A 25,105-nucleotide genomic window follows, 5' to 3' on the forward strand; every position below is an offset into this window, starting at 1 on the left:
CCGGTGTTGGCCGCCCCGTCCTCCGGGCCCCAGCCACCCCGCCCCCGAGTAGCGGCGAGGGCGGGGTGATCGGCCGTGCCCCGCGAAGCCGCCCCGCCCGCTAGAGCCGGCCCGCGACCTCGTCCGCCACGCGGTAGGCGTTGGCCGCGATCGTCAGCGTCGGGTTCGAGGCGCCCGAGGCCGGGAAGACGCTGGCGTCGGCCAGGTACAGGTTCTCGACCTCGTGCGCCCGCCCCGCCCGGTCGACCACGCTCGCGGCCGGGTCGTCGCCCATGCAGCACGTCCCGCACTGGTGGTTCACGACCGAGAGCGGCATGGGCACGCGCAGAAAGCGGTCGAACCCGATGGCCTCCAGCTTCTCCTGGAGCACGTCCATCAGCTTGTCCTGGGCGGGGCGGTTCGTCGGCGTGTAGTGGACGCGGATGCCGCCGTCGGCGCCCAGCGTGACGCGGTTGTCCGGCAGCGGGAGGTCCTCGGTCTGGATCCACCAGTCGACCGAGTGGGCCGTAAAGGCCTCGGCCTCCTCGTGCGACATCGCGCCCGGGGCGAGGTCGTCCAGGAGCTGCCGCGCCAGGTGCTTGCCCATGAGGTGCGCGTGCCCGAGCGGCGTGTGCTCCCACTCCGGGTCGCCCGCGACGCCGAAGTAGAAGTCGTTGATCGCCAGCGTCTTCTGGAACTTCGAGGGGTTGGGCACCGCGCTCGCCGAGGCGTAAAACTTGGACGTCGTGTGGCGCATAAAGTGGCGGCCGACGGCGCCCGAGCCGTTCGCCAGCCCGTCCGGGTGCGCGTCCGACGCCGAGCGGAGCAGGAGCGCCGCCGACTGGACGGCCCCGGCGCACAGCACGAACGTGCCGGCGCGGAACGTCGTCGCCACCCCGCCCACGGTCGCCTCGACGTGCGTCACGCGGCGGCCCGCGTCGTCGGTCCCGATGCGCGTCACGGTCGCGTCTGTCACCAGGTCCACGTTCTCGTACTGCGTGGCCGGGATGACCGACGCCGTCTCGGCGTCGCACTTGAGGTGGAGGAGGTCGGGGTAGCCGTCGAACGCCGGCCACCCCAGGAGGTCGAACGCCTCGCGGAGCACGAACGCCCCCGCCCCCGGGTCCTCGTGGCTGTACTTGACGCCCATCGGCAACTCGAACGCCTGGACGCCCTGCGCCCGCAGGCCTTCGGCCACCTCCTGCACGCGCGCCGAGTGAGCGAGGGCGGGGTGGGGGAACGGGCCGCTCGCCGGCGGCTCCGTCGGGTCCGCCCCGCGCCGGCCGTGGACGTGGTAGGCGCGCTCGGCGCGGTCGTAGTACGGGGCGAGGTCGTCGTACGCGATCGGCCACGCCGGCGAGAGGCCGTCGTAGGTGTCGAGCGGCCCAAAGTCGCGGGGGTGCAGGCGCAGCAGGGCCGACCCGTAGACCTTCGTGTTGCCGCCGAGCCAGTAGTACATGCCCGGGCGGAAGGGCTCGCCCGTGTCGCCGTCGGTCCACGTCTCGGGCGACTTGTACCGCTGCTCCGAGAACATGACCTCGGGGTCCCAGTTGCCGGCCTCGCGCGGCAGCGAGCCCTGGCGGTTTAGGAGGAGGATACGAGCGCCGGTCGGGGCGAGGGCGTGGGCCACCGCCCCGCCCCCGACGCCGGCGCCGATAATGCAGATGTCGTACACGAGCAAAGGGTGATGAGTAAAGGGTGACGGGCGGGGCGGAGGGCTCGTCACCCGTCACCCCTCGCTCGTCACCCGCGTTACCCGCTCCACGGCTCCTGGAAGTCGGCGTAGAGGGTGAGGCCGCCGTCGGCGAACAGGGTCTGGCCGGTAACGTAGGCGGCGTCGTCGGAGACCAGGAAGGCGGCGATCCGGGCCATCTCCTCGGGCTCCCCGATCCGCCGCATGGGGATGTGGCTGCGCACGACGTCCGTGGCCGCCTCGTCGTCCAGCCAGCTCTGGATGGGCGTGAGCGTCGCGCCCGGCGCGATGGCGTTTACGCGGACGCCGCGGTCGGCGTACTCCAGCGCCAGCGTCTGCGTCATCCCGTGCAGGCCGTACTTCGAGACCGCGTACGAGAGGTAGTGCGGGCGGGGGATCTTCTGGTGCACGCTCGACACGTTCACGATCACGCCGCGTGCCCCGCCCTCGCGCGGCTCGATGCCGAGGAAGCCGCGGATGGCCTCGCGCGAGCACAGGAACGCCCCGCGGAGGTTGACCGCGAGGACCTGGTCGAAGTGGGCCGCCGTCGTCTCGTGCGAGGCCGGCTCCTCGATCTGGATGCCCGCGTTGTTGACCAGCACGTCGACCGGCCCGCACGCCTCGGCGATCACCTCGAACATGGCCTCGACCTCGACCTCGCGCGACACGTCGGCGCGGACGAGCGTGCACACGGCGCCGTCGTCGGTCGCCACCCCACCCGCCCGGCTGTCGGGCGGGGCGGGGCGGTCGGCGAGCGCGTCCGCGCGGGCGGCCTCGGCGAGGCGGGCCGTCTCCTCGGCGTTGGCGCGCTCGCGCTCGTACGGGTAGTTGACGGCCACGCGCGCGCCGCGCCGGGCGAGCTCGACGGCGACCGCGCGGCCGATCCCGGTGGAGGCGCCGGTGACGAGGGCCGTGCGGCCGGAGAGGTCAGACATAGGGGAGCAGCGTAGGGGAGTCCACCAAACCGCCCTCATTTTCAGTCGTTCCTGAAAACCAGCGTGAAGCGTCCACGCTCAGGACGCTCCTGAGCCGCCCCGCCCGCTCGGCTCGTCGTCCGCCCCGCCCGGCGGCTCCACCGGCGGCGGCTCCCTGGGCGGCTCGTTCTGGGCGCCCCGGACGGCCGCCCCGTCCGGCCCCAGGAGCGGCGTGCCCTCGAACGCCTTCGCCTCGTCGATAAAGAGCTGGAGGTGCGGGAACGGGATCTCGATGTCGGCCGCGCGCAGCGCCTGGAACACGCGCTCGGTGTACTCGAAGCGGACGGGGATCTCGAGCTGCGGGTCGCGGAGGTAGAGCCGGAGCGCCATGTCGACCGACGACGCGCCGAGCCCGGTCACGGCCACGCTCGGGTCGTAGTCCGGGTGGAGCCGGCCGTCGCCGGCCGTCGTCGCGAGCGCCACGCGGCGGGCCTCCTCCGGGTCCTCCTTGTACGCGATCCCGAAGGCGACGACGACGCGGAGCGCCCGGAGCATCGAGTGGTTGATGACCTTGGCCGAGATGACGGTCGCGTTGGGGAGGATGGCCATCTCGTTGTTCAGCGTCCGCACGCGCGTCGTCCGCAGCGTGATCTCCTCGACGGTCCCGAAGGTGTCCTGGAGCTCGATGTTGTCGCCGACGGCGAACGGGCGGTCGAGGAGGATCGTGACGCCGGCGATCAGGTTCTGGACCGTGTCCTGGGCCGCGAACCCGAGCGCGATCCCCGCGATGCCGAGCCCGGCGATAAACGGGGCGATGGCGATGCCGAGCTCGTCGAGGACCGCGATCGTCGCGATGGCCAGGACCGTGAACCGCGTAAAACGGAGGATGAGCTGCTGGACCCCGGCGTCGACCCGGCGCGCGCGCTGGAGCGCCCGGCGGAGCAGCCCCTGCACCACGCGGTACACGACCCAGAACGCGAGCCCGACGAGAACGGCCGGGAGCAGGTTCTCGATGGCGAACCGGAGGACGGCCTGGAGCAGGATGTCCAGCGCCACGCCCACGTCGCCTTCGGCGAGCGCCTCGGTCGCCTGGCCCACGTTGCGGCCGAGCGCGCCGACGCCCTCGCTCGGGTCCACGAGGACCGAGTCGAGGGGCGTTACGGCCGAGTCGACGGCCACGGAGTCGACGGCGGCCGAGTCGGCCGCGACCGAGTCGGCGGGCGCGGCGCCGGCGGGGGGCGGGGCGGCCTGCACGCGGCTAGACCGCCGCGCGGCGCCGCGCGGCCTCGACCGTGTTGGCGAGGAGCATGGCGATCGTCATCGGCCCGACGCCGCCGGGGACGGGCGTGATGGCGCCGGCCACGTCGGCGACCGCGTCGAAGTCGACGTCGCCGACCAGCCGGTAGCCCCGCTCGCGCGAGGCGTCGTCGACCCGGTTGATGCCGACGTCGACGACGGCCGCGCCGGGCTTCACCATGTCGGCCGTCACGAACCCCGCGCGGCCGATCGCGGCGACGAGCACGTCGGCCTGGCGCGCGAGGGCGGGGAGGTCGCGGGTCCGGCTGTGGCAGACGGTGACCGTCGCGTCGAGGCCGCGCCGCAGCAGGAGGCTCGCGAGCGGCTTCCCGACGATGTTGCTCCGCCCGAGCACGACGGCGTGGGCGCCGGACGTCTCGACGCCCGTCCGCCGCAGGAGCTCGACGATGCCGGCCGGCGTGCACGGCTCGAGCGTGGGCTCGCCGAGCACGAGCCGGCCCACGTTCTCGGGGTGGAACCCGTCGACGTCTTTGGCCGGGTCGACGGCCCGGATCACGGCGCCTTCGTCGACGTGGTCCGGCAGCGGGAGCTGGACGAGGATGCCGTCGACGCCGTCGTCGGCGTTGAGGCGGGCGATGAGGGCGAGCAGGTCGCGCTCGCTCAGGTCGGCCGGGCGCGCGAGCGTCTCGGCGTCGATCCCGGCCTCGCCGGCCGCCCGCGCCTTGGCGCGGACGTACGACTGGCTCGCCGCGTGCTCGCCGACGAGCACCACGCGGAGGGCGGGGCGGCGGCCGTGCTCGCGCTGGAACGCGGCGGCGTCCTGGGCCACCTCGGCGCGCACGGCGGCGGCGACTGCGGTTCCGTCGATGATCTCGGCCATGCGGGGCGGGGTGGGGGCCGGCGGCCCGGTGGGCGGGGCGGCCAAGCTACCGAGCCGGGACGGGAGCGGAGGGGGGAGAAGAGGAGGGGAGGAGAAGAGGCGGCAGGCCACCCCGCCCAGGCGCCGCCGGCACCGCGGGCCGGGGGCGGGGCGGTCTTGGCAGGCGCCGCCCCGCCCTTGGCCCGTGCGATGGCCGCCCCGCTCGGCGCGGGCGGGGCGGTGGACCGCGGCCCCGTGCGGGCACCACGCGCGGTGTCCCTGCGGATCGGGGCCGGCGCGTTCCTGCGGGCGGGGCGGCCACGGGCGCCGCCACCCCGCCTGGGCGCCGCGGCTCGACGGCGTTGCATGCAACGCCGCTACGACGGCCGCCCCGCCCTCGCGTTCTGCGGGCGGGGTGGCGCATCTTCTGCCCGCTGCCCGCTGCCCGCTGCCCGCTGCCCGCTGCCCGCTGCCCGCTGCCCGCTGCCCGCCCGGGTGCGAACTTGGCCGGCCCGCTCCGCCCGCTCCAGGACCGCCCCGCCCATGCCCACCCCGCCCGCCCCCACGCTCCGCGCCGCGATCCTCGGCGCCACCGGCGCCGTGGGGCAGACGTTCGTCCGGCTCCTCGCCGGCCACCCCCAGTTCGAGGTCGTCTCGCTCGTCGCCAGCGAGCGGTCGGCGGGGAAGCCGTACCGCGAGGCGGCCCGGTGGCTCCAGGCCGAGCCGCTCGACGAGCGCATCGGCGGGCTCGTGGTCGAGGGCGTCGACGCGGCGCCCGACGCCGACGTGGTGTTCTCGGGCCTCGACGCGAGCGTGGCCGGCGACGTCGAGGCCGACTGGGCGCGGCGCGGCTACGCCGTCGTCTCGAACGCGCGCAACTGGCGGCTCGACCCGGCGGTCCCGCTCCTCATCCCCGAGGTCAACCCGGACCACCTCGCGCTCGTCGACCGCCAGGACTGGGGCGGGGCGGCCGGTGGGTTCGTCGTCACCAACCCGAACTGCTCGACGGTCGGGCTGGCGCTCGCGCTCAAGCCGCTCCACGACGCGTTCGGCGTCGACGCCGTCCACGTCGTGACGATGCAGGCGCTGAGCGGGGCGGGGTACCCGGGCGTGCCGGCGCTCGACGCGCTGGGCAACGTGGTCCCGTTTATCGCGGGCGAGGAGGAGAAACTGGCCGTCGAGACGCGCAAGATCCTGGGCACGCTGGGCGCGGCGGGCGTGGCCGACGCCGAGATCACGGTCTCGGCCCAGTGCCACCGCGTGCCGGTCGTCGACGGCCACCTCGAAGCGGTCTCGGTCCGCCTGCGCGAGCCCGCGGGCGCGGCCGACGTGGCCGAGGCGCTGCGGTCGTGGCGCGGCCCGCTCGCCGGGCTCGGGCTGCCGACCGCCCCGCCCCGCCCGCTCGCCGTGTTCGACGACGACGCCTCGCCGCAGCCGCGGACGCACGTGAACCTGGGCGGCGGCATGACGGTGTCGGTCGGGCGCGTCCAGGACTGCCCGGTGCTCGGGGTCAAGTTCGTGGTCCTCAGCCACAACACGGTCCGCGGCGCCGCGGGCGGGGCGGTCCTCAACGCCGAGCTCCTCGCGCACGAGGGCCGCCTGGCCGGGGCGGTCGCGTGACGGTCCGCCCCGCCCGCCCGGCCGAGCGCGACGTGGCGGTCGCGCTGTGGACGGCTCTCCACCGCGAGCACGAGGCGCAGGACGCCCGCTACCGCCTCGCCGACGACGCCGTCCAGCGGTGGACGACCGACGTCCGCGACTGGCTGCGGAGCCCGCGCGACGCCGTCTGGCTGGGACTCGACGGCGGCACGCCGGTCGGCCTCCTCACGGCCCACCTCTACGAGACGACGCCGATGTACGCGCCGGTCTCGCTCGTCTACGTCGACGACCTCTACGTCCGCCCGGCGTCGCGGGGCCGGGGCCTCGCCTCGGCGCTCCTCGGCGCCGCCCGCGCCTGGGGCACGGAGCGCAGGGCGACGGAGCTCCGGGCGGGCGTGCTCGCCGCGAACGGGGCGGGGCGGGCGTTCTGGGCGCGCCAGGGCGCCGAGGACTTTTCCGTCACGGTGACGCTGCCGCTCAAGTAAAGGAAGAGAGGAGGTAAGGGCGGGGTGGAAGAGATCCTGTCAACCCGTTGTCGCCCAGCGATATGCGGGCGGGGTGGGCATCTTTCAGTCTCCAGTCCCCTCTACGCCGGCGCCAGCTTCCGGCGCTTCGGGGCGGGGCGGGGGGCGTACCGGCCGACGGCCACGGCGGCGACCGAGAGCGCGAGCGCCAGCCCGAGCGCCCAGCGCCCGAGCCAGTCCCCGTGGCGGACGTAGAACGTCTGGCCCCGGAACAGCGGCACGTCGACCGAGGCCACGTCGGGCTCCATCCACCCCGCCACCTCGGTCACCGCCCCGCCCGGCTGGATCACCGCCGAGCCCCCGCTGACCGTCGAGAGCACGACCGACCGCCGCGACTCGACGGCCCGGAGCCGCGTGAACAGGAGGTGCTGGTCGAGCCCGGCCGAGCGGCCCCAGAGGTCGTGGCGCGCGAGGACCACGACGAGGTCGGCGCCGTCGCGCGTAAACCGGCGGACGTGGTCGCCGAACACGGACTCGAACCCGACCGCCGCCGCGACGCGGGCGCCGCCGGTGTCGAGGAGCGCGCGGCGGTCGCCGGTCACGCCGGCCGCGTCGGCGAACGAGACCCGCCGCATCTGGAGGTACGTGGCCGCCGGGGCGCCGGGGCGGACGAGGACGGCTGCGCTCGCCGCCTCGCCGTCGTCGCCGGCCGGGAGCCGCGCGCCGGCCAGGAGCGACAGGTCCCGCCGCCCCGCCCACCGGTCGAGCGTCTCGAAGAGGGCCGCCGCCTCGGCCGCCGAGCCTGGGCGCGGGAGCGACGCCCGCGGCCACACGAGCAGGCCGTACCCGCTGGCGCGCAGCCCGTCGGGACGCACCGCGTCGGGGTCGGGCGGGGCGGGATCGGGCGGGGCGGCGCTGTCCGGGGCCGCGGCGTCGGCCCGCCACCGGGCGAGAAAGGCGTCGGAGGCGCGGGCCAGGAGCTCGACGCGGTCCTCGGCCGGCGCCTCCGCCCACGCCCGCGGCGACAGCCCGGGCTGCACGACGCCGACGCGCGTGTACCCCTTGGGCACGTCCGACTGCGCCGTCCGCACGGCGCCGTAGACCACGGGCACGGCGACGAGCGTGGCGAAGGCGGCGACCGCGACGCCACGCTCGCCGGCCCGCCCCGCCCGGGGGAGCGCGAGGAACGCGGCCCCGTTGAGGGCGAGCACCCACAGGCTGAGCAGCGAGACGCCGCCCAGGTCCGCGATCTGGATAAACTCGAGGCCCGCGACCTGCGTGTGGCCGAGGAGCAGCCACGGGAGCGTGACCGACGTCTGGAGCAGGAGGAACTCGGCCGCGATCACGTACAGCGCGAGCGCCACGAGCCCGGCCCCGAGCCCGTGTCGGTGGCGGACGGCCCCCGACGCCACGAACGCCGCCGTGAGCGGGACGGGGACCAAGAACAGCGTCGCCCCGCCCAGGGCGGCCGTGCCCGGGTCGGGGTTGAACAGGACCCAGAACCCGACGCAGCAGCTCGCGGCCAGGAGCACGGCGTAGAGCTCGCGGGCGTAGGCCCACGACGGCCGCCGCGCGCTCCACCGGACGAGGAGCGGGACGAGGCCGACCCACGCGAGCGGGTAGACCCCGAGCGGGGGCAGGCTGAGCGCGAGCGCGAGGGCGCCCGCGAGCGACCACCCGAGCGAGTTCAGCGGCAGGGCGGGCGGACGGCGACGTCCCATGGGCGGCGGGGGCAAGGCCCGCGGCGTATCGGCGCGTGCCCGCCGCGGCTTAACGCGGGGGCGGAGACTTCGCCCGCCCCGCCCTCGGCGCCCGCCCCAACGCCCATCCCCCACCCCGCCCTTTGGGTCCGGCCCGCCCCCGGCGGGGGAGGGAGAACTCCAGCCAAACGGTTTCTGAATCTTGCTACTTGTGTAGCCGCCATAGGACTCGCCAGCCCTGCCGTTCACCGAGAGCTGGGGAGGGGGACGGACGTCGGAGCAGCGGTCGACGGCGGGGCGGCCGAGCCAACACCTCCACCCCGCCCTCCGGGTCTGCTCCGCGAGGACGATGAAGTGGGCAGGGCCGCCGCTAGAGGAGGGCGGGGCGGCGGGCGGGGCGGTGCCGCTCTGCCCTACGCCGCCCCGCCCGGCCCCGACCGTATGTTCGGGGCCTCACTGGCCCCCGGCTCACCCCGTGCCTGTCCTCACCGTCTGCAACCACAAGGGAGGGACTGGAAAGACGACCTCGTCGATCCACCTCGCCGCCGCGTTCGGCCACGCGGGCGGCCGCGTCCTGGTCATCGACTTCGACCCCCAGGGGTTCCTCACGCGGATGCTGGGGGCCAGCGAGCCGCCGCCGGAGCACTCGGCGCTCGGGCTCCTCGACGCCTCGGCCGACCTCGCCTCGTTCCCGGTCCAGACCGTGAGCGGGTTCGACCTGATCGGCTCGTCGATGGCGCTCACGAAGGCGCTCCGCAGGATGACCCGGCCGACCGACGTCCTGTGGCTGCGCGAGACGCTCCAGACGGCCCACGACTACGACATCGTCCTCATCGACACGGCCGCGGCGCTCTCGCCGTTCACCATGAACGCGCTCGTGGCGTCCGACCTCGTCGTGATCCCGGTGACGCCCGAGTACCAGCCGGTCGTGGGCGCCGAGCAGACGTGGCAGACGTGCGGGCTCGTCCAGGACAAGCTGAACCCGCGCCTCTCGGTCCCCCGGTTCCTGCTCACCCAGGTCGACGGCCGCCTCAACCGGCACGCGAAGTACGCCGAGTACCTCCGGGGCAAGTACGGCGAGGCCGTGCTCGAGACGCCGATCCGCACGAGCTCGTCGCTGGCCGCGGCCAGCCGCGACGGGCGGACCGTCTTCGACGCCGGCGTCACGACGCGCGGGGCCGTCGACTACCGGAACGCGGCCAAGGAGATCGCCCGGCACCTCTACGCCGCCGCCACCGCCCCGCCCGCGGACAGCGCGCCGGCCGCCCCGCCGGCCCAGGACGCGCCCGCCCCGGCAGAGGCTCCGGCTGCGCCCGCCCCGCCAGAGGCTCCGGCTGCGCCCGCCCCGCCCGCGCCCGCGCCCGCCCCGCCCGCGCCCGCGCCCGCCCCGCCCGCGGAGCGGGGCGGCGACGGCGCCCTGAACGGCCACCGAGCGCTCGGCGACCCGCTCGCCGCGCCCGCCCCGCCCGACGACGGCGGGCGCGGCGGGGCGGAGCGCCCGGGCGGGGTGGCGTCGGGCTCGGACGCGGCGCCGTAAGAGCACCCTTCGGGTGGGTACGTGGTACCGGGTACGAGGTACGGCCCGATCTGGCCTCGGCGCGCGCGTACCCCGTACCGAGTACCCTGTACCCACCTGCACCTTCGTTCTAGCGCATGGCGACCCGTTCGGCCGACGCCCGCTTCTCGTCCCGGTGGACGCTCCTGCTGAGCGTGCTCGGCATCGCCGTCGGGACCGGCAACATCTGGCGGTTCCCGCGCATCGCGGCCAAGACGGGCGGGGAGGAGGGCGCGGGCGCGTTCCTCGTGGCCTGGCTCGTGTTCCTCGTCGCGTGGAGCCTCCCGCTCATCGTCGCCGAGTACGCGCTCGGGCAGCGCGGGCGGAAGGGCGTCGTGGGCACGGTCGCGGCGCTCGCCGGGCCGCGCCTGGCGTGGATGGGCGCGTTCGTGGCCTTCGTCGCCGCGGCCATCATGTGCTACTACAGCGTGGTGGCGGGGTGGTGCCTGTACTACACGGGCGGGGCGCTCCTCTCCGGCCTCCCGCTCACGCTCGACGGCGCGCAGGCGTCGTGGGACGCGTTCCAGGCGTCGGGCTTCCCCGTCGCGCTCCACGCCGTCATGATGGGGACGGCGGCCGTGGTGTGCCTCCGCGGCGTGTCGTCGATCGAGCGGGTCAACCGCGTGCTCGTCCCCACGCTGCTCGCCATCGTCGTCGTGGCCGTCGTCCGGGCCGTCACGCTGCCGGGCGCGGGCGCGGGCGTGGCCTACCTCTTCACGCCGGACTGGTCGGTCCTCGCGAGCCCGGCTGTCTGGCTCGAAGCGCTCACGCAGAACGCGTGGGACACCGGGGCGGGGTGGGGGCTCATCCTGACCTACGCGGCCTACATGCGCCGCGAGGACGGCATCGTGCGGAACGCCGTGCTCACGGGCGTCGGCAACAACCTCGTGTCGCTGCTCTCGGCGACGATGGTGTTCGGGATCGTGTTCGCGGTCCTGGGCGCGCAGCGGGCGCCGGCCGAGGTCCTGGACGTGATGCGGACGTCGGGGCCGGCGGGCACGGGGATCACGTTCATCTGGATGCCGCAGCTGTTCGCGGCCATGCCGTTGGGGAAGCCGCTCGCCGTCGCCTTCTTCCTCGCGCTCACGTTCGCGGCGCTCTCGTCGCTCATCTCGATGGTCGAGCTGACGTCGCGCGTCGTCGTCGACTTCGGGGTCGCCCGGCGCCGCGCGGTCCCGGCCGTCGGCGTGGCCGCGTTCGCGGTCGGCGTGCCCAGCGCGGTCTGGGGCGGCGTGTTCGCCAACCAGGACTTCGTGTGGGGCGTGGCGCTCGTGATCTCGGGCGCCTTCGTGGCCTTTGCCGTCACGCGCTACGGGGCGGGGCGGCTGATGTCCGAGGTCTCGACGCCGTCGGACTGGCCGCTCCCGCGCGTCTGGGGCGCGTGGCTGAAGTGGGCGATCCCGGTTCAGGCTGCCGTGCTCCTCGGCTGGTGGCTCTGGCAGGCGACGACGGCCGACTTTACGGCGCGCTGGTGGGACCCGACCGAGCCGTTCAGCGCGGCGACGTGCCTGCTCCAATGGGGCCTCGCGCTGGCCGTCTTCTTGACCTTCAACCGCTGGATGGCCCGGCGCACCGGCGCCCTGGAGCCGCCCCGCCCCGCCCCGCCCGGTGCGTAACGTGCCGCACGCACCGTCGGCCGCCCCTACTGGATGACCCATCCCGCCCCGCTCCTGTTCGTGCTCGCCGCCCTCGTGGGCGGGGCGGCCCTCGCCGGCTGCGCCGCCGCGGGCGGGGCGGCGACCGCCGACGCCACCGCCCCGCTCACGACGCGCGCCGAGCGAACCGACTACCGCGAGACCTCGACCTACGCCGACGTCGCCGCTTTCCTCGGCGAGTTGGACGCGCGGGGCGCAGACCGCCGGGGCGGGGTGGCGCTCTCGACGTTCGGGACGTCGGTCGAGGGGCGGGCGCTCCCGCTCGCCGTCTGGGGCGCGCCCTCGGCCGCCGCCGCGCGCGCCACGGGGAAGACCCGCGTGCTCGTGGTCGCCGACATCCACGGCGGCGAGGTGGCCGGGAAGGAGGCCGCCCTCGCCGTCCTCCGCGACCTCGCCGCCGGGCGCCACGACGACTGGGCGGACTCGCTCGTGGTCGCCGTCGCCCCGCTCTACAACGCGGACGGGAACGAGCGGATCGCCCACGACAACCGCCCGCTCCAGCTCGGGCCGGTCGGCGGGATGGGCGAGCGGACGAACGCGCAGGGGCTCGACCTCAACCGCGACTTTACCAAGCTGGCCTCGCCCGAGGCGCGCGCGCTCGTCGGCTTGATCCGCGACCTCGACCCCCACGTCGTCCTCGACCTCCACACGACGAACGGGACGCTCATGGGCTACGACCTCACGTACGCCCCGCCGCTCTCGCCCGCCACCCCGCCCGCGGTCGACCGCGAGCTGTGGGAGCGGTGGCTCCCGGCCGTGACCGCCGCGCTCCGGGCGCGCTACGACCTCGCGACGTACCACTACGGCAACGTGCCCGGCGCGTTCGGGGAGGCGGCGACGGCCCCGCGCGGGTGGTACTCGTTCAGCCCGCAGCCCCGGTTCTCGACGAACTACGTCGGGCTGCGGGGCCGGTTCGGGATCCTCGCCGAGGCCTACAGCTACGCCCCGTTCGCCGAGCGCGTGGCGGCGTCGAAGCGGTTTGTCGAGGAGGTTCTGGACTACGCTTCACGCCACGCGTCCCGGATCCGCGCGCTCGCGGACGAGGCCGACCGCGACCGCGTCGTGGGCGAGGAGGTCGCCGTTCGGGCGACGTTCGCGGCGCTCCCCGAGCCCGTCGAGGTCCTGCTCGGCGAGGCCGACACCGTGTCCCACCCGGTCACGGGCGCGCCGATGCTCCGGCGCCGCGACGTGCGGCGCCCCGAGACGATGCCGGCGTTCGTTCGCTTTGCCGCGTCCGAGACGACGACGGCGCCGGCCGTCTACGTCGTGACCGGCGAGCACAAGGACGCCGTCGTCCGCCTGCTCGACGCGCACGGGATCGCGTACCGCGAGGAGTACGTGTGGGGCGTCGCCCGCGAGGCGTTCCGCGTCGACAGCGTGGCCGTGGCCGAGCGGCCGTCGCAGGGTGTCCAGATGCAGGAGGTGTGGGGGCAGTGGGAGCCCGTCCCCGCCGAGACCGGGAGCCCGCCGCGCCTGGCCCCGTCGCTCGTGGTCCCCGTCGACCAGCCGCTCGGGCGCCTCGTGGTGGCCCTCCTCGATCCCCGCTCCGACGACGGCGTCGTGGCCTGGGGCGTCGTCCCCGCCGTGGCGTGGCGGCCGGGCCAGACCGGCCCCATCCAGCGTGTGCCGGGCGGGGTGGGGGAGTGACGGGGGAGAGGAGCCGCCCCGCCCGACGCGGCCGCCCCGCCCTTCCCCCGACGTCCGTGGGCGGGGTGGTCTTCGTCCGGCGCCCCGCCTGCCCCTCCGTTTCGTCTCCCTCCCCGCCCGGGGCACTCCGCCCCGCCCGCGCGCGTTGAGCGTGCAGCGCCCCCGATTCCGCCCATGAAGACCGCCGCCCCGCCCCTCGCCCTCCTCCTGGCCCTCGCGCTCGTCGCCGGCTGCCAGCCCGACGCCTCCGCCGGCACGGCCGGCGAGGGCGGGGCGGACGCCGCGACGGTCGACGACGACCAGCCCATCGTCGAGATCGCGAGCGCCAAGGCGCTCGTCGACGACCTCGACGGCGTCGACGCCGACTGGGTCGTCCTCAACTTCTGGGCAACGTGGTGCGGCCCGTGCCGCGTCGAGTTCCCCGACTTTACACGCTACGACGAGGAGATGGACGGCCAGGGCGTCGACGTCCGGTTCGTGTCGCTCGACGATCCCCGCGAGCTGGCCGCCGTCCGCGCGTTCCTCGCCGAGCACGAGGTCGAGGACCCGTCGTACCTCTACACCGGCCAGGGCGACGTGACGAGCGAGCTCAACCCGTTCGTCGGCGCGGCCCTCCCCATCACGATGGTCCTCGACGCCGACCGGATCGTGCAGCACACGCACGTCGGCCTGCTGCGGTACCCCGAGCTCAAGGAGACCGTCGCGACGATCCGCGCCGGCGGAACGCCGTCCGACTCCTGAGCGAAGGAGACGGAGCCGCCCCGCCCGCCCCGCCCACTGTGGCCTACCGACCCTCTACCGATCTCCTTGTGACTCGATTCTCCGCCGTTCTAGCGGCTCTCGTCGGGCTCTCCCTCGCCGCCGGCGCTGCGAGCGCCCAGACGGCCGACCCCACGCCGCTCCCGCTCACGGACCGCACGCTGCGCGCCGCCGACGGGTCGAGCCTGTCGTTCGGCTCGGCTGCCGGCCCCGAGGGGCTCGTCGTCGTGTTCTGGAGCACGGCCTGCCCCTGGGACGACCGCTACGCCCCGCGCCTGTCCGATCTCGTCGCGAGCTACGGGCCGGCCGGGGTTGGCTTCGTGCTCGTGACGTCCGAGGGGCCGGCCGCCGTCCCCACGGCCGCGCCCGCGCCGCGGCGGCGCCCGGCCTCGGCCGGCCTCGCGGCGCCCTACGTCGACGACGTCGACGGCTCGCTGGCGGCCGCGTTCGGCGCGCGGAGCACGCCCCACGTCTTCTTCTACGGACCCGACCGCACGCTCGTCTACGAGGGCGCCATCGACGACAGCCCGGTCGACGCCGACCGCGTCCGCACGCCGTACCTCCGCCAGGCCCTCGACCAGAGCATCGCCGGCCTCCCCGTCGAGGTCATGCGCACGCAGGCGTTCGGGTGCACGATCAAGGGGCGCTCGTGAGTGACGTCCCCCTGATCGACAGCACCTCCGGCCTGGAAGACGTCGTCGCACGCGCCCGCGACCTCGAAGCCGTCGCGCTCGACACCGAGTTCGTCTGGGAGCGGACCTACTACGCCGGCCTCGGGCTCGTGCAGGTTGGCCTGGGCGGCGAGGACATCGCGCTCCTCGACACGACGGCCATCCCCGACCTCGCCGCGCTCGGCGCGCTCCTCGAAGACGCCGGCGTGCAGAAGGTGCTCCACGACGCGGCTCAGGACCTCCAGATCCTCGCCCGCGCGACCCGCTCGCAGCCCGTCAACGCGTTCGACACGCAGCGGGCGGCCGGGCTCGTCGGGCTCTCGGCCACGCTCTCACTCCAGGACCTCGTCGAGTGGGCGGTCGGCGTGCGGCTGGAGAAAGGCGAGACGCGGTCGGACTGGCTCCGCCGGCCGCTGACCGACAGCCAACTGGGCTACGCCGCCGCCGATGTCCGCTACCTCCTCGACGCCCGCCGGAAGATCCTGGACGAGGCCGAGGCCCGGGATCGGGCGGGGTGGGTGGCGTCCGAGATGGAGCGGTACGACGACCCCGCGCTCTACGACGAGGCCGACCCCGACGACGCCGTCGACCGCGTCAAGGGGCGGGGGCTCGGGCGGATGTCGGGCCGCCAGCGCGCCGTGCTCCGCGCCGTCGCCGCGTGGCGCGAGCGCGAGGCCCGCGCGCTCGACCGGACGCGCCGGATGGTGCTCCCCGACGAGGCGCTCGTCGCCGTCGCCGAGCGCGGGCCGCAGTCAGGCGACGACCTCCGCCGCCTCAAGCTCACCGACCGCCAGATCGGCCGCTACGGTGACGGCCTGCTCGCCGCCGTCGAGGCCGGCGTCGACGCCGAGCCCGAGCACGTCGCGCGGCGCGGCCGCCCGGGGCCGGAGGACCAGCGCCGCGCCGCCCGCCTGCTCGTCGCCCAGGGGTTCCTGGCGGGGCGGTGCGAGCGCGAGGGCGTCGACTCCGTGCTCGTCGCCACCAAGTCCCAGCTGGCCGACCTCGTCGAGGCCGGGCCGGACGCCGTGGCCGACGCCTTCCCCGGGTGGCGCTACGACTTCGTCGGCCGCGACCTGGAGGCCCTCCTCCGCGGCGATCTCGCCGTCGGCCTGGAGGGGCCGGACGGCTGGCCCGTCGCCACCCCGCCCGCGGCGGGCCGGTAGCGGGCCGCTCGCGGTGAGCCGCCCCGCCCACCGCGGGCGGGGCGGTGGCACGGCGGGCGGCTTTGGTATCCGGGCGGGCGAGAGCCGACGCCCGCCCCGCCCACAATCCGCGGCCTCGCCTGATCTGGCCGCCCCGCCCGGGGCACCCCCCGTCCGCCCGCCCATCGCTGCGCTCAAGGGCGCTCGGACTGTCCCCTTTGAACAAGGGAGACAGCTCCCCAGCCTGGGAGCAGAGCGATCGCCGGGGAGCGGGGGGTGCTGGGGCGGGGCGGTCGAGAACGTCGTCCGCGGCCGGGACGCGGGCCGGGACCCGGTCGGTGCGGGCCGGCGGGGCGGACGAGTTCGGGCCTCCCGCGCAGGATTGGGGCGGGGCGGGGGCGCCACCCCGCCCGCTTGCCACCCCGCCCGCGGGAGGCGGGGCGGCCTACGCGGCCAGGTGCTCGGTCAGCACGCGCTCGACGCCCTCGGCCAGCAGGTCCCAGTCGGCGGCCGGGTGCTTCGTGATCGTCACGAAGTCGGGGACCATCATGATCGACTCGACGCCGCGGAGCGCGAACAGCTCGGCGGCCAGCGGGTGCGCGGCGGCCTCGCGGAGCGAGTGGAACGCGAGCAGGCCGGCGTCGATGACGGGGGCGCCCTCGACCTCGAACTTGAGGCTGTTCGGGTTCGGGGTCGGGCGGGTCTGGATCGTCACGGGTGCAGAGAGGGGAGGGTCAGAGAGCGGGGCGGAGGGACCCGAGCGGCCGTCGCCCGGTTCCGGCAACCTGGGCGGCGCCTCCGGTGTAGGCCCTGCCCCCTCCGTGCGCACCTCCCCTCTCCGTATGGCCGCCTCGCGCCTCCCCGACGACCCCGCCCCCGTCGAGCCGACGTCCCACCCCGCCCCGCCCGCCGTCGAGCCGCCTCGGGTGGCCCCGCCCGGAGTGGCCCCGCCCGCTGTCGCTCCGCCCGGGATGGCCCCGCCCCGCGTGCCGCCGCCGTCGCTCGGGGGCGCCCCCCGGGGTGTGCCCCCCGGGGGCGGGGCGGACGTGGTGCCGGAGTCCCGGCAGCTCCCGCCGCACCAGGGCAAGCTGGCCCGGATCGGCGACCACGTCTCGTCGCTCTCGACCGACCTCAAGGAGTGGGTCGAGCTCCGCATCGACCTGGCCAAGGCCGAGGTCCGCGAGGCGATCGACAAGCTCAAGGCGAGCCTCAAGCGGAAGGGGATCGCGATCGGGTACCTGGCTGCCGCCGGCGTCCTGGCCCTCTACGGGCTGGGCTTCCTGCTCGGCGCCCTCGCGTGGGGGCTCGCCGCCCTCTTCGAGTCCGTGTGGCTGGGCATGCTCGTGACGGCGCTGCTCCTGTTCGTCGTCGTCGGCGTGCTGGCGTGGATCGGGAAGCGGAAGCTGGACGAGGACCAGGCCATCGAGGCCCGCGCCCGCGTCTCCAAGATCACCGAGAGCGACCAGATCAACCCCGGCGCGCCGACCGTGCGGTCGGTCCAGGAGGCCGAGGCCGACAAGGCCCGCGCCGCCGCCGTCTAGCGGACCGTCCCGCGCCGCCCCGCCCGCCCCTCTCCCCCCGACCCATGCCCGAGATCCCCGACTCCACGCCGCCCGCCGGCGCCCTCCCCAGCCCGCCCGTCCGCGTCCCCGAGCGGATCGACCCCGACCACGACACGCGGCCGCTCCCGGCGGCCGAGATCCGCGCCCGCCTCGACGCCCGGAAGCGGGACATCGAGTACCACCTGGAGGCGCTCAAGCACGAGGTGACGACCGTCTCGGACGTCACCGTCGACGGGCAGCCGCTCCCGCAGGCCGTCCGCGACCACGCCGAGACGCTCGCGCTCGCCGCGGGCGGGGTGGCGGTCCTCGTCGGGTTCCTCCGCGGGCTCCGCAAGCGGTCCAAGCGGAAGGCCCGCTTCGACGCCGGCGCCGCGTTCGAGCGCGCCCGCCTCGACGCCGTCCTCGACGCGGCCGCGCGGCTCGTCGCCGGTCGCGGCAAGGACACCGACCGGGCGCTCCAGACCGTGCTCCGGTCGGTCCCCGCCGTGTACCCCGCCCCGAAGGCGGCCCGCTCCCGGCGCGCGGCCAGCGCGGAGAGCGGCGTGGGCACGGTCATCGTCCAGGCGGCGGCCGGCTTCGTGGCCAAGACGGCGCTCGACCTGCTCACGCAGCGGCTGACGGGCCACGAGGAGACGTTCTCGGCCGTCGCCGACGCGGCCGACGACGCCTAGCGCTCGGGCCGCCCCGCCCGCCGACCGCCCCGCCCGTCTCGCGCGGGCGGGGCGGGGATGGCAGCGCTCCGCCCCTCTATCTTCCTATCCCCACCTCTCCCTCCTGATGCGACTCGCGTTTTTCGGCCCGCCCGGCGCCGGCAAGGGCACGCAGGCCAAGCGCCTCGCCGCCCATCACGACTTTACCCACGTCTCGACTGGCGACCTCTTCCGCGAGGCGATCCACGACCAAACGGCGCTCGGCGAGCAGGTCGACGGTCTTCTTAAGGCGGGGCAGCTGGTGCCCGACGACGTGACGAACGCGGTCGTCGCCGAGAAGCTGGAGGCCCTGGGCTACGAGCGGTTCGTGCTCGATGGGTTCCCGCGGACCGTCGAGCAGGCCCGGTGGCTGCTCGCCCACCTCGCCGAGCACGACGCCCCGCTTGACGCGGTCATCAGCCTGCGCGTGCCGCACGAGGACCTCGTCGGCCGCCTCTCGCGGCGACGGACGGACCCCGAGACCGGGTCCATCTACCACCTCGACTTCAACCCGCCCCCGGCCGACGTGCCGGCCGAGCGGCTCGTCCACCGGCCCGACGACCAGCCCGACGCCGTCCGCCACCGGCTCGGCGTGTACGACGACGAGACGGCCCCGGTCGAGGCCGTGCTCCGCGCGCACGTCCGCTTTTTCGAGGTCGATGGGACGGGTCCGCTGGACGAGGTTCAGGAGCGGGTCGGCGAGGCCATCGCCGAGGACCGCGGGCTGAGCGGCATCTGAATGAGTGAAGAGTGACGGGCGATGAGTGACGGGAGTCCCGGGCTCGGACCGCCCCGCCCACCTCCCACGCCTCGCTCGTTTACGACGCCGTCGAATGCGTTCCTGCTCATCACCCATTACCCGTCACCCGTGACCCAGACGATGGCGTTCGCCGACATCGCGGAGACGGTCGACGACGCGCTCGGCGCGCTCGACCTCCCCGCCCAGCCGGCCGGCCTGTACGACCCGGTCCGCTACGTGCTGGGCGGCGGCGGCAAGCGGGTCCGCCCCGCCCTCGTCGTCCTCGCCGCCGAGGCGTGGGGCGGGGCGGAGGCGCGCGCGCGGGCGCTGCCGGCGGCGCTCGCCGTCGAGACGTTCCACAACTTCACGCTCGTCCACGACGACATCATGGACCACGCGGCGACCCGGCGTGGGCGGCCGACGGTCCACGAGCGGTGGGACGTGCCGACGGCGGTCCTCGCGGGCGACCTGATGATGGGGCTCTCGTACCAGCTCCTCGGCCAGACCGAGGGCGCCGATGTGGCCCGCCTGCTGGCGTCGTTCTCGCGCATGGTCGCCGCGCTCTGCGAGGGCCAGACGCTCGACCTCGCCTTCGAGACGCGCGCCGACGTGACGGTCGACGACTACCTCGACATGATCGACCGCAAAACGGGCGCGCTCCTGGAGCTCTCGCTCGAACTCGGCGGCCTCGTGGGCGGGGCGGACGCGCACGCCGTGGCCGAGCTCCGCCGGGCGGGGCGGCTCCTCGGGCGCGCGTTCCAGATCCAGGACGACCTCCTCGACCTCACGGCCGAGGGCGACGGCTGGGGCAAGACGATCGGGGGCGACCTCGTCGAAGGCAAAAAGGCCTACCTCGCGCTCCGCGCCGTCGAGCGCGCCGAGGGCGACGAGCGGGCGTGGCTCGCGCGCGCGCTCGACGGCGGCCTCCCCGCCGCGTCCGTCCCCGAGGCCCGCGACCGGATGTCCCGACTGGGCGTGCTCGACGACGCCGCCCGCGCCGTGGCCGACTACTCGGCGCGGGGCGGGGCGGCGCTCGACGTGCTCCCCGACGGCCCGGCGGCCGACGCGCTCCGGGCGCTCGCCGTCGGCCTGGCGACGCGGGCTGCCTAGCCGCCCCGCCCCACGCTTCGGCGGCGAGGGCGGGGCGGTCCTGAACCCCGCACCGCCCTCCGGGGTACCGCTGCGCGCCCCGTATCTTCGCCGCCCCGCCCGCGCCACCCCCGTCCCCATGCTCACTCGCGAGGTCACCGTCAGGAACCGGGCCGGCGTCCACACGCGGCCGGCGTCGATGATCGTCCGCGAGGCGTCGCGGTTCTCGTCCGAGTTCTTTATCAAGAAGGACGGCTACGAGATCAACGGGAAGAGCATCATCGGCGTGATGACGCTGGCCGCTGAGCAGGGGGCCACGCTGGAGCTCCTGTTCGACGGCCCCGACGAGGACGCCGCGGCCGACGCCCTAGCGGACCTGTTCGAGCGCGGCTTCGGCGAGGCCCTGTGACCGGCGCCGCCCCGCCCGACGGGCTGCCGACCGGCGGGCCGCCGCTCAGCGAGACGACGCCCGCCCCGCCCCGCCCGAGCGGGGCGGCGGACGCCGCTGGAGGCCCGATCTCGCCGAACGGGGCGGGGCGGGACGAGCTCCGCGTCGAGGGCATCGGCGTGGCGCCGGGCGTGACCGTCGGCGAGGCGTACCTCTACGCCGGCGGCGGCTACCAGGCCGAGCCCGAGCACCTCGACGCCGACGCCGTGGAGGCGGAGCTGGGCCGCTTCGAGCGGGCCGTCGCGCGGAGCGAGCGGGAGCTGAAAAAGGTCGGCCTCGTGGCCCGCCAGAAGCTGGGCGCGGGCTCGGCCGGCATCTTCGACGCCCAGGCCCTGATCCTCCGCGACCCCCAGTTTTACGACGCCGTCGCCGAGCGCATCCGCGACGGGCGGCAGGGGGCGGGGTGGGCCGTGCAGTCGGTGATGGAGGCGCTCCGGCGGCGGCTCGAGTCCAGCCCCAGCGCCGCGCTCCGCGAGCGGGCCGCCGACTTCCTGGACGTGCAGGACCGCGTGCTCCGCAACCTCCAGCAGGGCCGGGCCGTGTCCCGGATCGACCGCGACCGGGTCGTGGTCGCCGAGCGGCTCTCGGCCGCCGACGTGCTCTTGTTTAGCCGCCACGGCGTGCTCGCCGTCGTGATGGACTTTGGCGGGCCGACATCGCACGTGGCGATCATGGCCCGGGCGCTGGGCGTCCCCGCCGTCGTCAGCCTGCACGGGCTGGCCGGCCGCGTCGAGGCCGGCGACACGGTCGTCGTCGACGGGTTCTCGGGGACCGTGACGGTGCGGCCCACGGGCGAGACGCGGGCGGCGGCCGAGGCCAAGGCCGAGCGGTTCGCGCGGCTCTCCGAGGACCGCGCCGAGGTCGCGGCCGCGCCGTCAGAGACGCGCGACGGCCACGCGGTCGCGCTCCAGGCGAACGTCGAGTTCCGGGAGGAATTCCCGCTCCTCCACGAGTACGGCGCCGAGGGCATCGGCCTGTTCCGCACGGAGATGCTGTTCCTCACGCAGGGCCGTGCGCTCGACGAGGCCCAGCAGCACCGGGTCTACCGCGACGCCGTCGTGGCCGCGGCGCCGCACGCCGTCACGTTCCGGCTGCTGGACCTGGGCGGCGACAAGGTGCTCCCCATGTCGCGGCGCGAGGCGAACCCGGCGCTCGGGTGGCGCGGCCTCCGCATCCTGCTCGACAAGCCGGACCTCCTGCGCCCGCAGCTCCGCGCGCTCCTCCGCGCCGCCGTCGAGGCGCCCGACGCCGCCCCGCCCCGCGTCCTGCTCCCGATGGTGTCGGGGCTGGAGGAGGTCCGCCAGTTTCGGCGGGTGTACCAGGAGACGTGCGACGCGCTCGCGGCCGAGGGCGTGGCCCACCGGCCCGACCTCCCGCTCGGGATCATGGTCGAGGTCCCATCGGTGGCGCTGCTCGCCGCGACGTTCGCGCGCCACGTCGACTTTTTCTCGGTCGGCACCAACGACCTCACGCAGTTCGCGCTGGCCGTCGACCGCGGGAACGACCTCGTGGCCGGGCTCTACCACGAGCTCCACCCCGCCGTGCTGGGCCTCGTGCGCCAGACGGTCGAGGCGGCGGGCGGGGCGGGCATCCCGGTGTCCGTGTGCGGCGAGGTCGCGGCGGACCCGCGCGTGACGCCGCTCCTCGTGGGGCTCGGCGTCACGTCGCTGAGCGCGTCGCCGGCCTACCTCTCGCTCGTCAAGCGCGTGCTCCGCGCGTTCACGCTCGACGAGGCGCAGGACCTCGCGCGCCGGGCGCTCCGCCAGCCCGACGCGGCCTCGGTCGGCCGCCTGCTCGACTACTTCCTCGCCTGCCACAACCAAGACCTCGCCGCGCTGCTCGGCCTCGACGACGCCCGCCCCGCCCGCGGCTCGCTCGCGGACCGCGTGGCGGACCGGCTGGGTAAAGGGGGCGAGGCGTAGGGGCAGCTGCCGCCCCGCCCCGCCCGACCTCCTTTCTTCTCTTCCACTCTCTCTCCTCTCTCATGCCCCAGATCGCAGCCACCGCCCCCGACCCCGACGACATGCGCGCCGCCGTCCGCGCGCACCCCGACCACCTCCAGGAGGGGTGGGAGCGGGGCGGGGCGGTCGAGTCGTTCGACCTCGACGCGTCGTCGCTGAACGGCGTCGTCGTGTGCGGGATGGGCGGGTCGGCCATCGGCGGCGACCTCGTTCGCACGCTCGTCGAGCCGTCGTCGCCGCTCCCGTTCGTCGTCAACCGCGGGTACACGCTGCCCGGGTGGGTGAGCGAGAAGACGCTCGTCGTCGCGTCGAGCTACTCGGGCGGGACCGAGGAGACGCTGAGCGCCTTCGGCGAGGCGACGGAGCGGGGCGCCCAGATCGTCGCCGTCACGTCGGGCGGCACGCTGTCGGAGCGGGCCGACGCAGACCGGACCGTCACGATCCCGGGCGGCCTCCAGCCGCGCGCGGCCCTGGGCTACTCGCTGGGCGTCCTGCTCCGCCTCGCACGATCGATGAAGCTGACGGACCTCCCGGACGGCGTCGTGGACGACGCGCTCGCGGCCGCGCGCGACCGGGCGGGGCGGTACGACCAGGATGAGGACGGCAACGCGCCGCGTGACCTCTCGGCCGCGTTCGTCGGCGCGCTCCCGGTCGTCTACCGCGGCGTCGGGCTGCTGGAGGCGGTCGGCATGCGGTGGCAGACGCAGATCAACGAGAACGCAAAGCACCCGGCGGTCGGGAACGTCTTCCCCGAGCTCGACCACAACGAGATCATGGGGTTCGAGTCGGGTCCCGAGGATGTCCTCTCGACCATGCAGGTCGTCGTGCTCCGCGACCGCGACGACCACGCCCAGATCCAGAAGCGGTTCGACGCCACGCGTCGGCTCGTCGAGGGCTCCGTCGGCGGGTGGCACGAGGTCGAGACCGACGGCGACTCGCGGCTCAGCCGGATGCTCTCGCTCGTCCAGTACGGCGACTGGGCCAGCCTCTGGCTCGCGCTCCGCAAGAACGTCGACCCGACGCCGGTCGAGACGATCCAGCAGCTCAAGAAGACGCTGGCGTAGAGTCGGGTACGGGGTACTCGGTACAGGGTACGTGAGGGCGGGGCGGAAAACTCCATGGCGTCTCACCACCCCGCCCTCGCGCCGGCGGGCGGGGCGGCCGTCATCTTCCCGTACCCCGTACCCCGTACCCCGTACCCCGTACCCCGTACCCCGTACCCCGTACCCCGCCGGCCCCCGCCCCGCCCGTACCTTTCTCCACTCCACACCCCCCACCATGCTCAAGGAACAGCTTGCCCGCGACCTCAAAGACGCCATGCGCGCCAAGGAGATCGTGCGGATGAGCGCGATCCGCTCGATCCAGGCCGCCATCATCGAGCGCGAAAAGGCCGGCACGGGTCCGGCCTCGGCCGACGACCTCGTCCAGATCGTGGCGAAGCAGGCCAAGCAGCGGCGCGACTCGTACGCGCAGTTCACCGACGCCGGCCGCGACGACCTCGCCGAGCGCGAGGCCGAAGAGCTTGGCTACATCGAGCAGTACCTCCCCGCCCAGGCGACCGACGAGGACATCTACGCGGCCGTCCAGGCCATCGTGCAGCGGACCGGGGCGACGACGATGAAGGACATGGGCCGCGTGATGGGCGAGGCCATGAGCGACCTCCGCGGGCGGGCCGAGGGCTCGCGCGTGCAGGCCGTCGTCCGCGAGCTGCTCGGCGCCTAGCGCGTGGGCCGCCTCGACCTGATCCTCGGGCTCGTCCTCGCCGTCGGCGTGTGGCGCGGGCTGCGGACGGGCGCGCTCGCGCAGGTCGTCGGGACGGTCGGCTGGGTGTTCGCGTTCATCGCGGCGACCGCGCTCATGGAGCCGGTCGGCGCCGGCGTCGCGGCAGGGCTGGGTGTGAGCGAGCGGCTGGCGCCGGTGCTCGGGTTCGTGGCCGTCGTCGCCGCCGTCGTCGTCGCGCTGACCGTGGCGGCGCACGTGCTCCGCAAGGCGGCCGAGGCCGTCCGCCTGGGCGGCGTCGACCGGCTCGCGGGCGGGGCGGTCGGCGGGCTCCGCGCCGCGTTCGGACTCAGCGTCCTGCTGCTGGCGACGGGCTACGCGCCGATCCCCGGCGGCGGCCCGGTCATCGTGAGCGCCGAGACGCGGGAGGCGTCCGTGCTTTACGGGCCGGTCGAGGCGTTGGCGCCCGAGGTCTGGGGCGCCGTCCGCGCCGTGACGCCGGGGCTCCAGGCCGCGCTGGTCGACAAGTTCAACACGTGGCACGAGGGGGAGCCCGAGGCGGTGACGGGCGAGGAACGGCTGGAGTAGGGGGGGGAGTGGGAACTGGGAAATAGGAACTGGGAACGGGCAGAGGGCGGGGTGGGGGAGGGCGTTCGGACGGGCCGCCCCGCCCGCGGCAGACTGTCCGGGCGGGGTGGGGCAGGAGGGCGACCCGAGCGGCGGCCGTTCCCCTCCTGGACACCGCGCAGCGTCGGCGCAGCCAAGAGGGGCTAGGACCCAAAGGGCGGGGTGGTTGTCGGGCGGGCGAGGCGGTTCCGACCAGCACCGCCCCGCCCGGTGTCCGCCCCGCCCATTCGCCGCACCTGACGGCGTTGCATGCAACGCCGCTACGACCGCCGCCCCGCCCGCAAGGGCGACCACCGGTCGCCCCTACGGCGGCCGCCCCGCCCTCGCGCGCGGCGGGCGGGGTGGGGATCTTCCGCTCGCCGCTGACACGGGGCGGG

At 75.4% G+C, this 25,105-nt stretch carries 23 protein-coding genes; 17 read left to right on the plus strand and 6 right to left on the minus strand.

Features of this window, described 5'->3' with window-relative positions; genetic code table 11:
- Positions 1-100: 100 nt before the first annotated feature.
- The 4 genes from RQM47_RS10045 to folD all read right to left on the minus strand — a co-directional run bounded on the left by RQM47_RS10045 (position 101) and on the right by folD (position 4,723).
- Positions 101-1,654: a GMC family oxidoreductase gene (locus tag RQM47_RS10045; RefSeq protein ID WP_314008808.1), complete on the minus strand. Its 1,554-nt coding sequence runs from the start codon at positions 1,652-1,654 to the stop codon at positions 101-103.
- A 77-nt stretch (positions 1,655-1,731) separates the two neighbouring features.
- On the minus strand, positions 1,732-2,607 hold the full coding sequence (locus tag RQM47_RS10050) for an SDR family oxidoreductase (protein ID WP_311664468.1): 876 nt from the start codon (positions 2,605-2,607) through the stop codon (positions 1,732-1,734).
- A gap of 78 nt (positions 2,608-2,685) precedes the next feature.
- Positions 2,686-3,840: a mechanosensitive ion channel family protein gene (locus tag RQM47_RS10055; RefSeq protein WP_311664470.1), complete on the minus strand. Its 1,155-nt coding sequence runs from the start codon at positions 3,838-3,840 to the stop codon at positions 2,686-2,688.
- Positions 3,841-3,844: 4 nt separating this feature from the next.
- Positions 3,845-4,723, minus strand: coding sequence for a bifunctional methylenetetrahydrofolate dehydrogenase/methenyltetrahydrofolate cyclohydrolase FolD (gene folD, locus RQM47_RS10060; RefSeq protein ID WP_311664472.1), 879 nt, complete (start codon positions 4,721-4,723; stop codon positions 3,845-3,847).
- Between the two features lie 522 nt (positions 4,724-5,245).
- On the opposite strand from folD, the gene asd reads away from it, so the two are divergent.
- Positions 5,246-6,322 carry an aspartate-semialdehyde dehydrogenase gene (gene asd, locus RQM47_RS10065; RefSeq protein WP_311664474.1) on the plus strand — a complete coding sequence of 359 codons (1,077 nt, stop codon included), beginning with the start codon at positions 5,246-5,248 and terminating at the stop codon, positions 6,320-6,322.
- Positions 6,319-6,786 carry a GNAT family N-acetyltransferase gene (locus tag RQM47_RS10070; protein ID WP_311664476.1) on the plus strand — a complete coding sequence of 156 codons (468 nt, stop codon included), beginning with the start codon at positions 6,319-6,321 and terminating at the stop codon, positions 6,784-6,786. Before asd ends, RQM47_RS10070 begins: the two co-directional genes overlap by 4 nt.
- 101 nt (positions 6,787-6,887) lie before the next feature.
- On the opposite strand, the gene RQM47_RS10075 is transcribed toward RQM47_RS10070, so the two are convergent.
- Positions 6,888-8,486, minus strand: coding sequence for an apolipoprotein N-acyltransferase (locus RQM47_RS10075; RefSeq protein WP_314008811.1), 1,599 nt, complete (start codon positions 8,484-8,486; stop codon positions 6,888-6,890).
- Positions 8,487-8,940: 454 nt separating this feature from the next.
- Here RQM47_RS10075 and RQM47_RS10080 point away from each other — a divergent pair, with 454 nt between their 5' ends.
- The 6 genes from RQM47_RS10080 (at position 8,941) to RQM47_RS10105 (ending at position 15,915) form a co-directional block, all read left to right on the plus strand.
- Positions 8,941-10,002, plus strand: coding sequence for a ParA family protein (locus tag RQM47_RS10080; RefSeq protein WP_314008815.1), 1,062 nt, complete (start codon positions 8,941-8,943; stop codon positions 10,000-10,002).
- A 116-nt stretch (positions 10,003-10,118) separates the two neighbouring features.
- Complete coding sequence (locus RQM47_RS10085) at positions 10,119-11,636, plus strand: sodium-dependent transporter (RefSeq protein WP_314008817.1); 1,518 nt, start codon at positions 10,119-10,121, stop codon at positions 11,634-11,636.
- 33 nt (positions 11,637-11,669) lie between these two features.
- The gene (locus RQM47_RS10090; protein WP_314008820.1) at positions 11,670-13,322 is read left to right on the plus strand and encodes a M14 family metallopeptidase; all 1,653 of its coding nucleotides are present in this window, start codon (positions 11,670-11,672) and stop codon (positions 13,320-13,322) included.
- A 174-nt stretch (positions 13,323-13,496) separates the two neighbouring features.
- Positions 13,497-14,063, plus strand: coding sequence for a TlpA disulfide reductase family protein (locus RQM47_RS10095; protein ID WP_311664487.1), 567 nt, complete (start codon positions 13,497-13,499; stop codon positions 14,061-14,063).
- Between the two features lie 68 nt (positions 14,064-14,131).
- Entirely contained in the window at positions 14,132-14,734 is a 603-nt protein-coding gene (locus tag RQM47_RS10100) for a redoxin domain-containing protein (RefSeq protein ID WP_311664489.1), read from the plus strand.
- Positions 14,731-15,915, plus strand: a complete 1,185-nt coding sequence (locus RQM47_RS10105; protein WP_311664491.1) for a ribonuclease D — start codon at positions 14,731-14,733, stop codon at positions 15,913-15,915. Before RQM47_RS10100 ends, RQM47_RS10105 begins: the two co-directional genes overlap by 4 nt.
- 424 nt (positions 15,916-16,339) lie before the next feature.
- Here RQM47_RS10105 and RQM47_RS10110 read toward each other — a convergent pair whose 3' ends face one another.
- Positions 16,340-16,609: a NifU N-terminal domain-containing protein gene (locus RQM47_RS10110; protein ID WP_311664493.1), complete on the minus strand. Its 270-nt coding sequence runs from the start codon at positions 16,607-16,609 to the stop codon at positions 16,340-16,342.
- A gap of 127 nt (positions 16,610-16,736) precedes the next feature.
- Here RQM47_RS10110 and RQM47_RS10115 point away from each other — a divergent pair, with 127 nt between their 5' ends.
- The 9 genes from RQM47_RS10115 to RQM47_RS10155 all read left to right on the plus strand — a co-directional run bounded on the left by RQM47_RS10115 (position 16,737) and on the right by RQM47_RS10155 (position 24,689).
- Positions 16,737-17,435 (plus strand): phage holin family protein, encoded by a 699-nt coding sequence (locus RQM47_RS10115; RefSeq protein WP_311664495.1) that lies wholly within the window; start codon positions 16,737-16,739, stop codon positions 17,433-17,435.
- A 44-nt stretch (positions 17,436-17,479) separates the two neighbouring features.
- Positions 17,480-18,127 carry a hypothetical protein gene (locus tag RQM47_RS10120; protein WP_311664497.1) on the plus strand — a complete coding sequence of 216 codons (648 nt, stop codon included), beginning with the start codon at positions 17,480-17,482 and terminating at the stop codon, positions 18,125-18,127.
- A 106-nt stretch (positions 18,128-18,233) separates the two neighbouring features.
- On the plus strand, positions 18,234-18,884 hold the full coding sequence (locus tag RQM47_RS10125; protein WP_311664499.1) for an adenylate kinase: 651 nt from the start codon (positions 18,234-18,236) through the stop codon (positions 18,882-18,884).
- A 129-nt stretch (positions 18,885-19,013) separates the two neighbouring features.
- Positions 19,014-19,994, plus strand: coding sequence for a polyprenyl synthetase family protein (locus tag RQM47_RS10130; RefSeq protein ID WP_311664501.1), 981 nt, complete (start codon positions 19,014-19,016; stop codon positions 19,992-19,994).
- A gap of 118 nt (positions 19,995-20,112) precedes the next feature.
- Positions 20,113-20,382 carry an HPr family phosphocarrier protein gene (locus RQM47_RS10135; RefSeq protein ID WP_311664503.1) on the plus strand — a complete coding sequence of 90 codons (270 nt, stop codon included), beginning with the start codon at positions 20,113-20,115 and terminating at the stop codon, positions 20,380-20,382.
- Positions 20,379-22,343: a phosphoenolpyruvate--protein phosphotransferase gene (gene ptsP, locus RQM47_RS10140; RefSeq protein ID WP_311664505.1), complete on the plus strand. Its 1,965-nt coding sequence runs from the start codon at positions 20,379-20,381 to the stop codon at positions 22,341-22,343. The genes RQM47_RS10135 and ptsP overlap by 4 nt, the downstream gene beginning before the upstream one ends.
- 62 nt (positions 22,344-22,405) lie before the next feature.
- The gene (locus RQM47_RS10145; protein ID WP_311664507.1) at positions 22,406-23,446 is read left to right on the plus strand and encodes a bifunctional phosphoglucose/phosphomannose isomerase; all 1,041 of its coding nucleotides are present in this window, start codon (positions 22,406-22,408) and stop codon (positions 23,444-23,446) included.
- Between the two features lie 214 nt (positions 23,447-23,660).
- Positions 23,661-24,104: a GatB/YqeY domain-containing protein gene (locus RQM47_RS10150; protein ID WP_311664509.1), complete on the plus strand. Its 444-nt coding sequence runs from the start codon at positions 23,661-23,663 to the stop codon at positions 24,102-24,104.
- Between the two features lie 3 nt (positions 24,105-24,107).
- Positions 24,108-24,689, plus strand: a complete 582-nt coding sequence (locus RQM47_RS10155) for a CvpA family protein (protein WP_311664511.1) — start codon at positions 24,108-24,110, stop codon at positions 24,687-24,689.
- Positions 24,690-25,105: the final 416 nt, after the last annotated feature.

The organism is Rubrivirga sp. S365, from assembly GCF_032248475.1.
GTDB classification, from domain to species: Bacteria; Bacteroidota; Rhodothermia; order Rhodothermales; family Rubricoccaceae; genus Rubrivirga; species Rubrivirga litoralis.

Coding starts and splice junctions, on each gene's coding strand:
- RQM47_RS10050 (WP_311664468.1), bottom strand. CDS start 2,607: ATGTCTGACCTCTCCGGCCGCACGGCCCTCGTCACCGGCGCCTCCACC.
- folD (WP_311664472.1), bottom strand. CDS start 4,723: ATGGCCGAGATCATCGACGGAACCGCAGTCGCCGCCGCCGTGCGCGCC.
- asd (WP_311664474.1), top strand. CDS start 5,246: ATGCCCACCCCGCCCGCCCCCACGCTCCGCGCCGCGATCCTCGGCGCC.
- RQM47_RS10075 (WP_314008811.1), bottom strand. CDS start 8,486: ATGGGACGTCGCCGTCCGCCCGCCCTGCCGCTGAACTCGCTCGGGTGG.
- RQM47_RS10085 (WP_314008817.1), top strand. CDS start 10,119: ATGGCGACCCGTTCGGCCGACGCCCGCTTCTCGTCCCGGTGGACGCTC.
- RQM47_RS10090 (WP_314008820.1), top strand. CDS start 11,670: ATGACCCATCCCGCCCCGCTCCTGTTCGTGCTCGCCGCCCTCGTGGGC.
- RQM47_RS10095 (WP_311664487.1), top strand. CDS start 13,497: ATGAAGACCGCCGCCCCGCCCCTCGCCCTCCTCCTGGCCCTCGCGCTC.
- RQM47_RS10115 (WP_311664495.1), top strand. CDS start 16,737: ATGGCCGCCTCGCGCCTCCCCGACGACCCCGCCCCCGTCGAGCCGACG.
- RQM47_RS10120 (WP_311664497.1), top strand. CDS start 17,480: ATGCCCGAGATCCCCGACTCCACGCCGCCCGCCGGCGCCCTCCCCAGC.
- RQM47_RS10125 (WP_311664499.1), top strand. CDS start 18,234: ATGCGACTCGCGTTTTTCGGCCCGCCCGGCGCCGGCAAGGGCACGCAG.
- RQM47_RS10135 (WP_311664503.1), top strand. CDS start 20,113: ATGCTCACTCGCGAGGTCACCGTCAGGAACCGGGCCGGCGTCCACACG.
- RQM47_RS10145 (WP_311664507.1), top strand. CDS start 22,406: ATGCCCCAGATCGCAGCCACCGCCCCCGACCCCGACGACATGCGCGCC.
- RQM47_RS10150 (WP_311664509.1), top strand. CDS start 23,661: ATGCTCAAGGAACAGCTTGCCCGCGACCTCAAAGACGCCATGCGCGCC.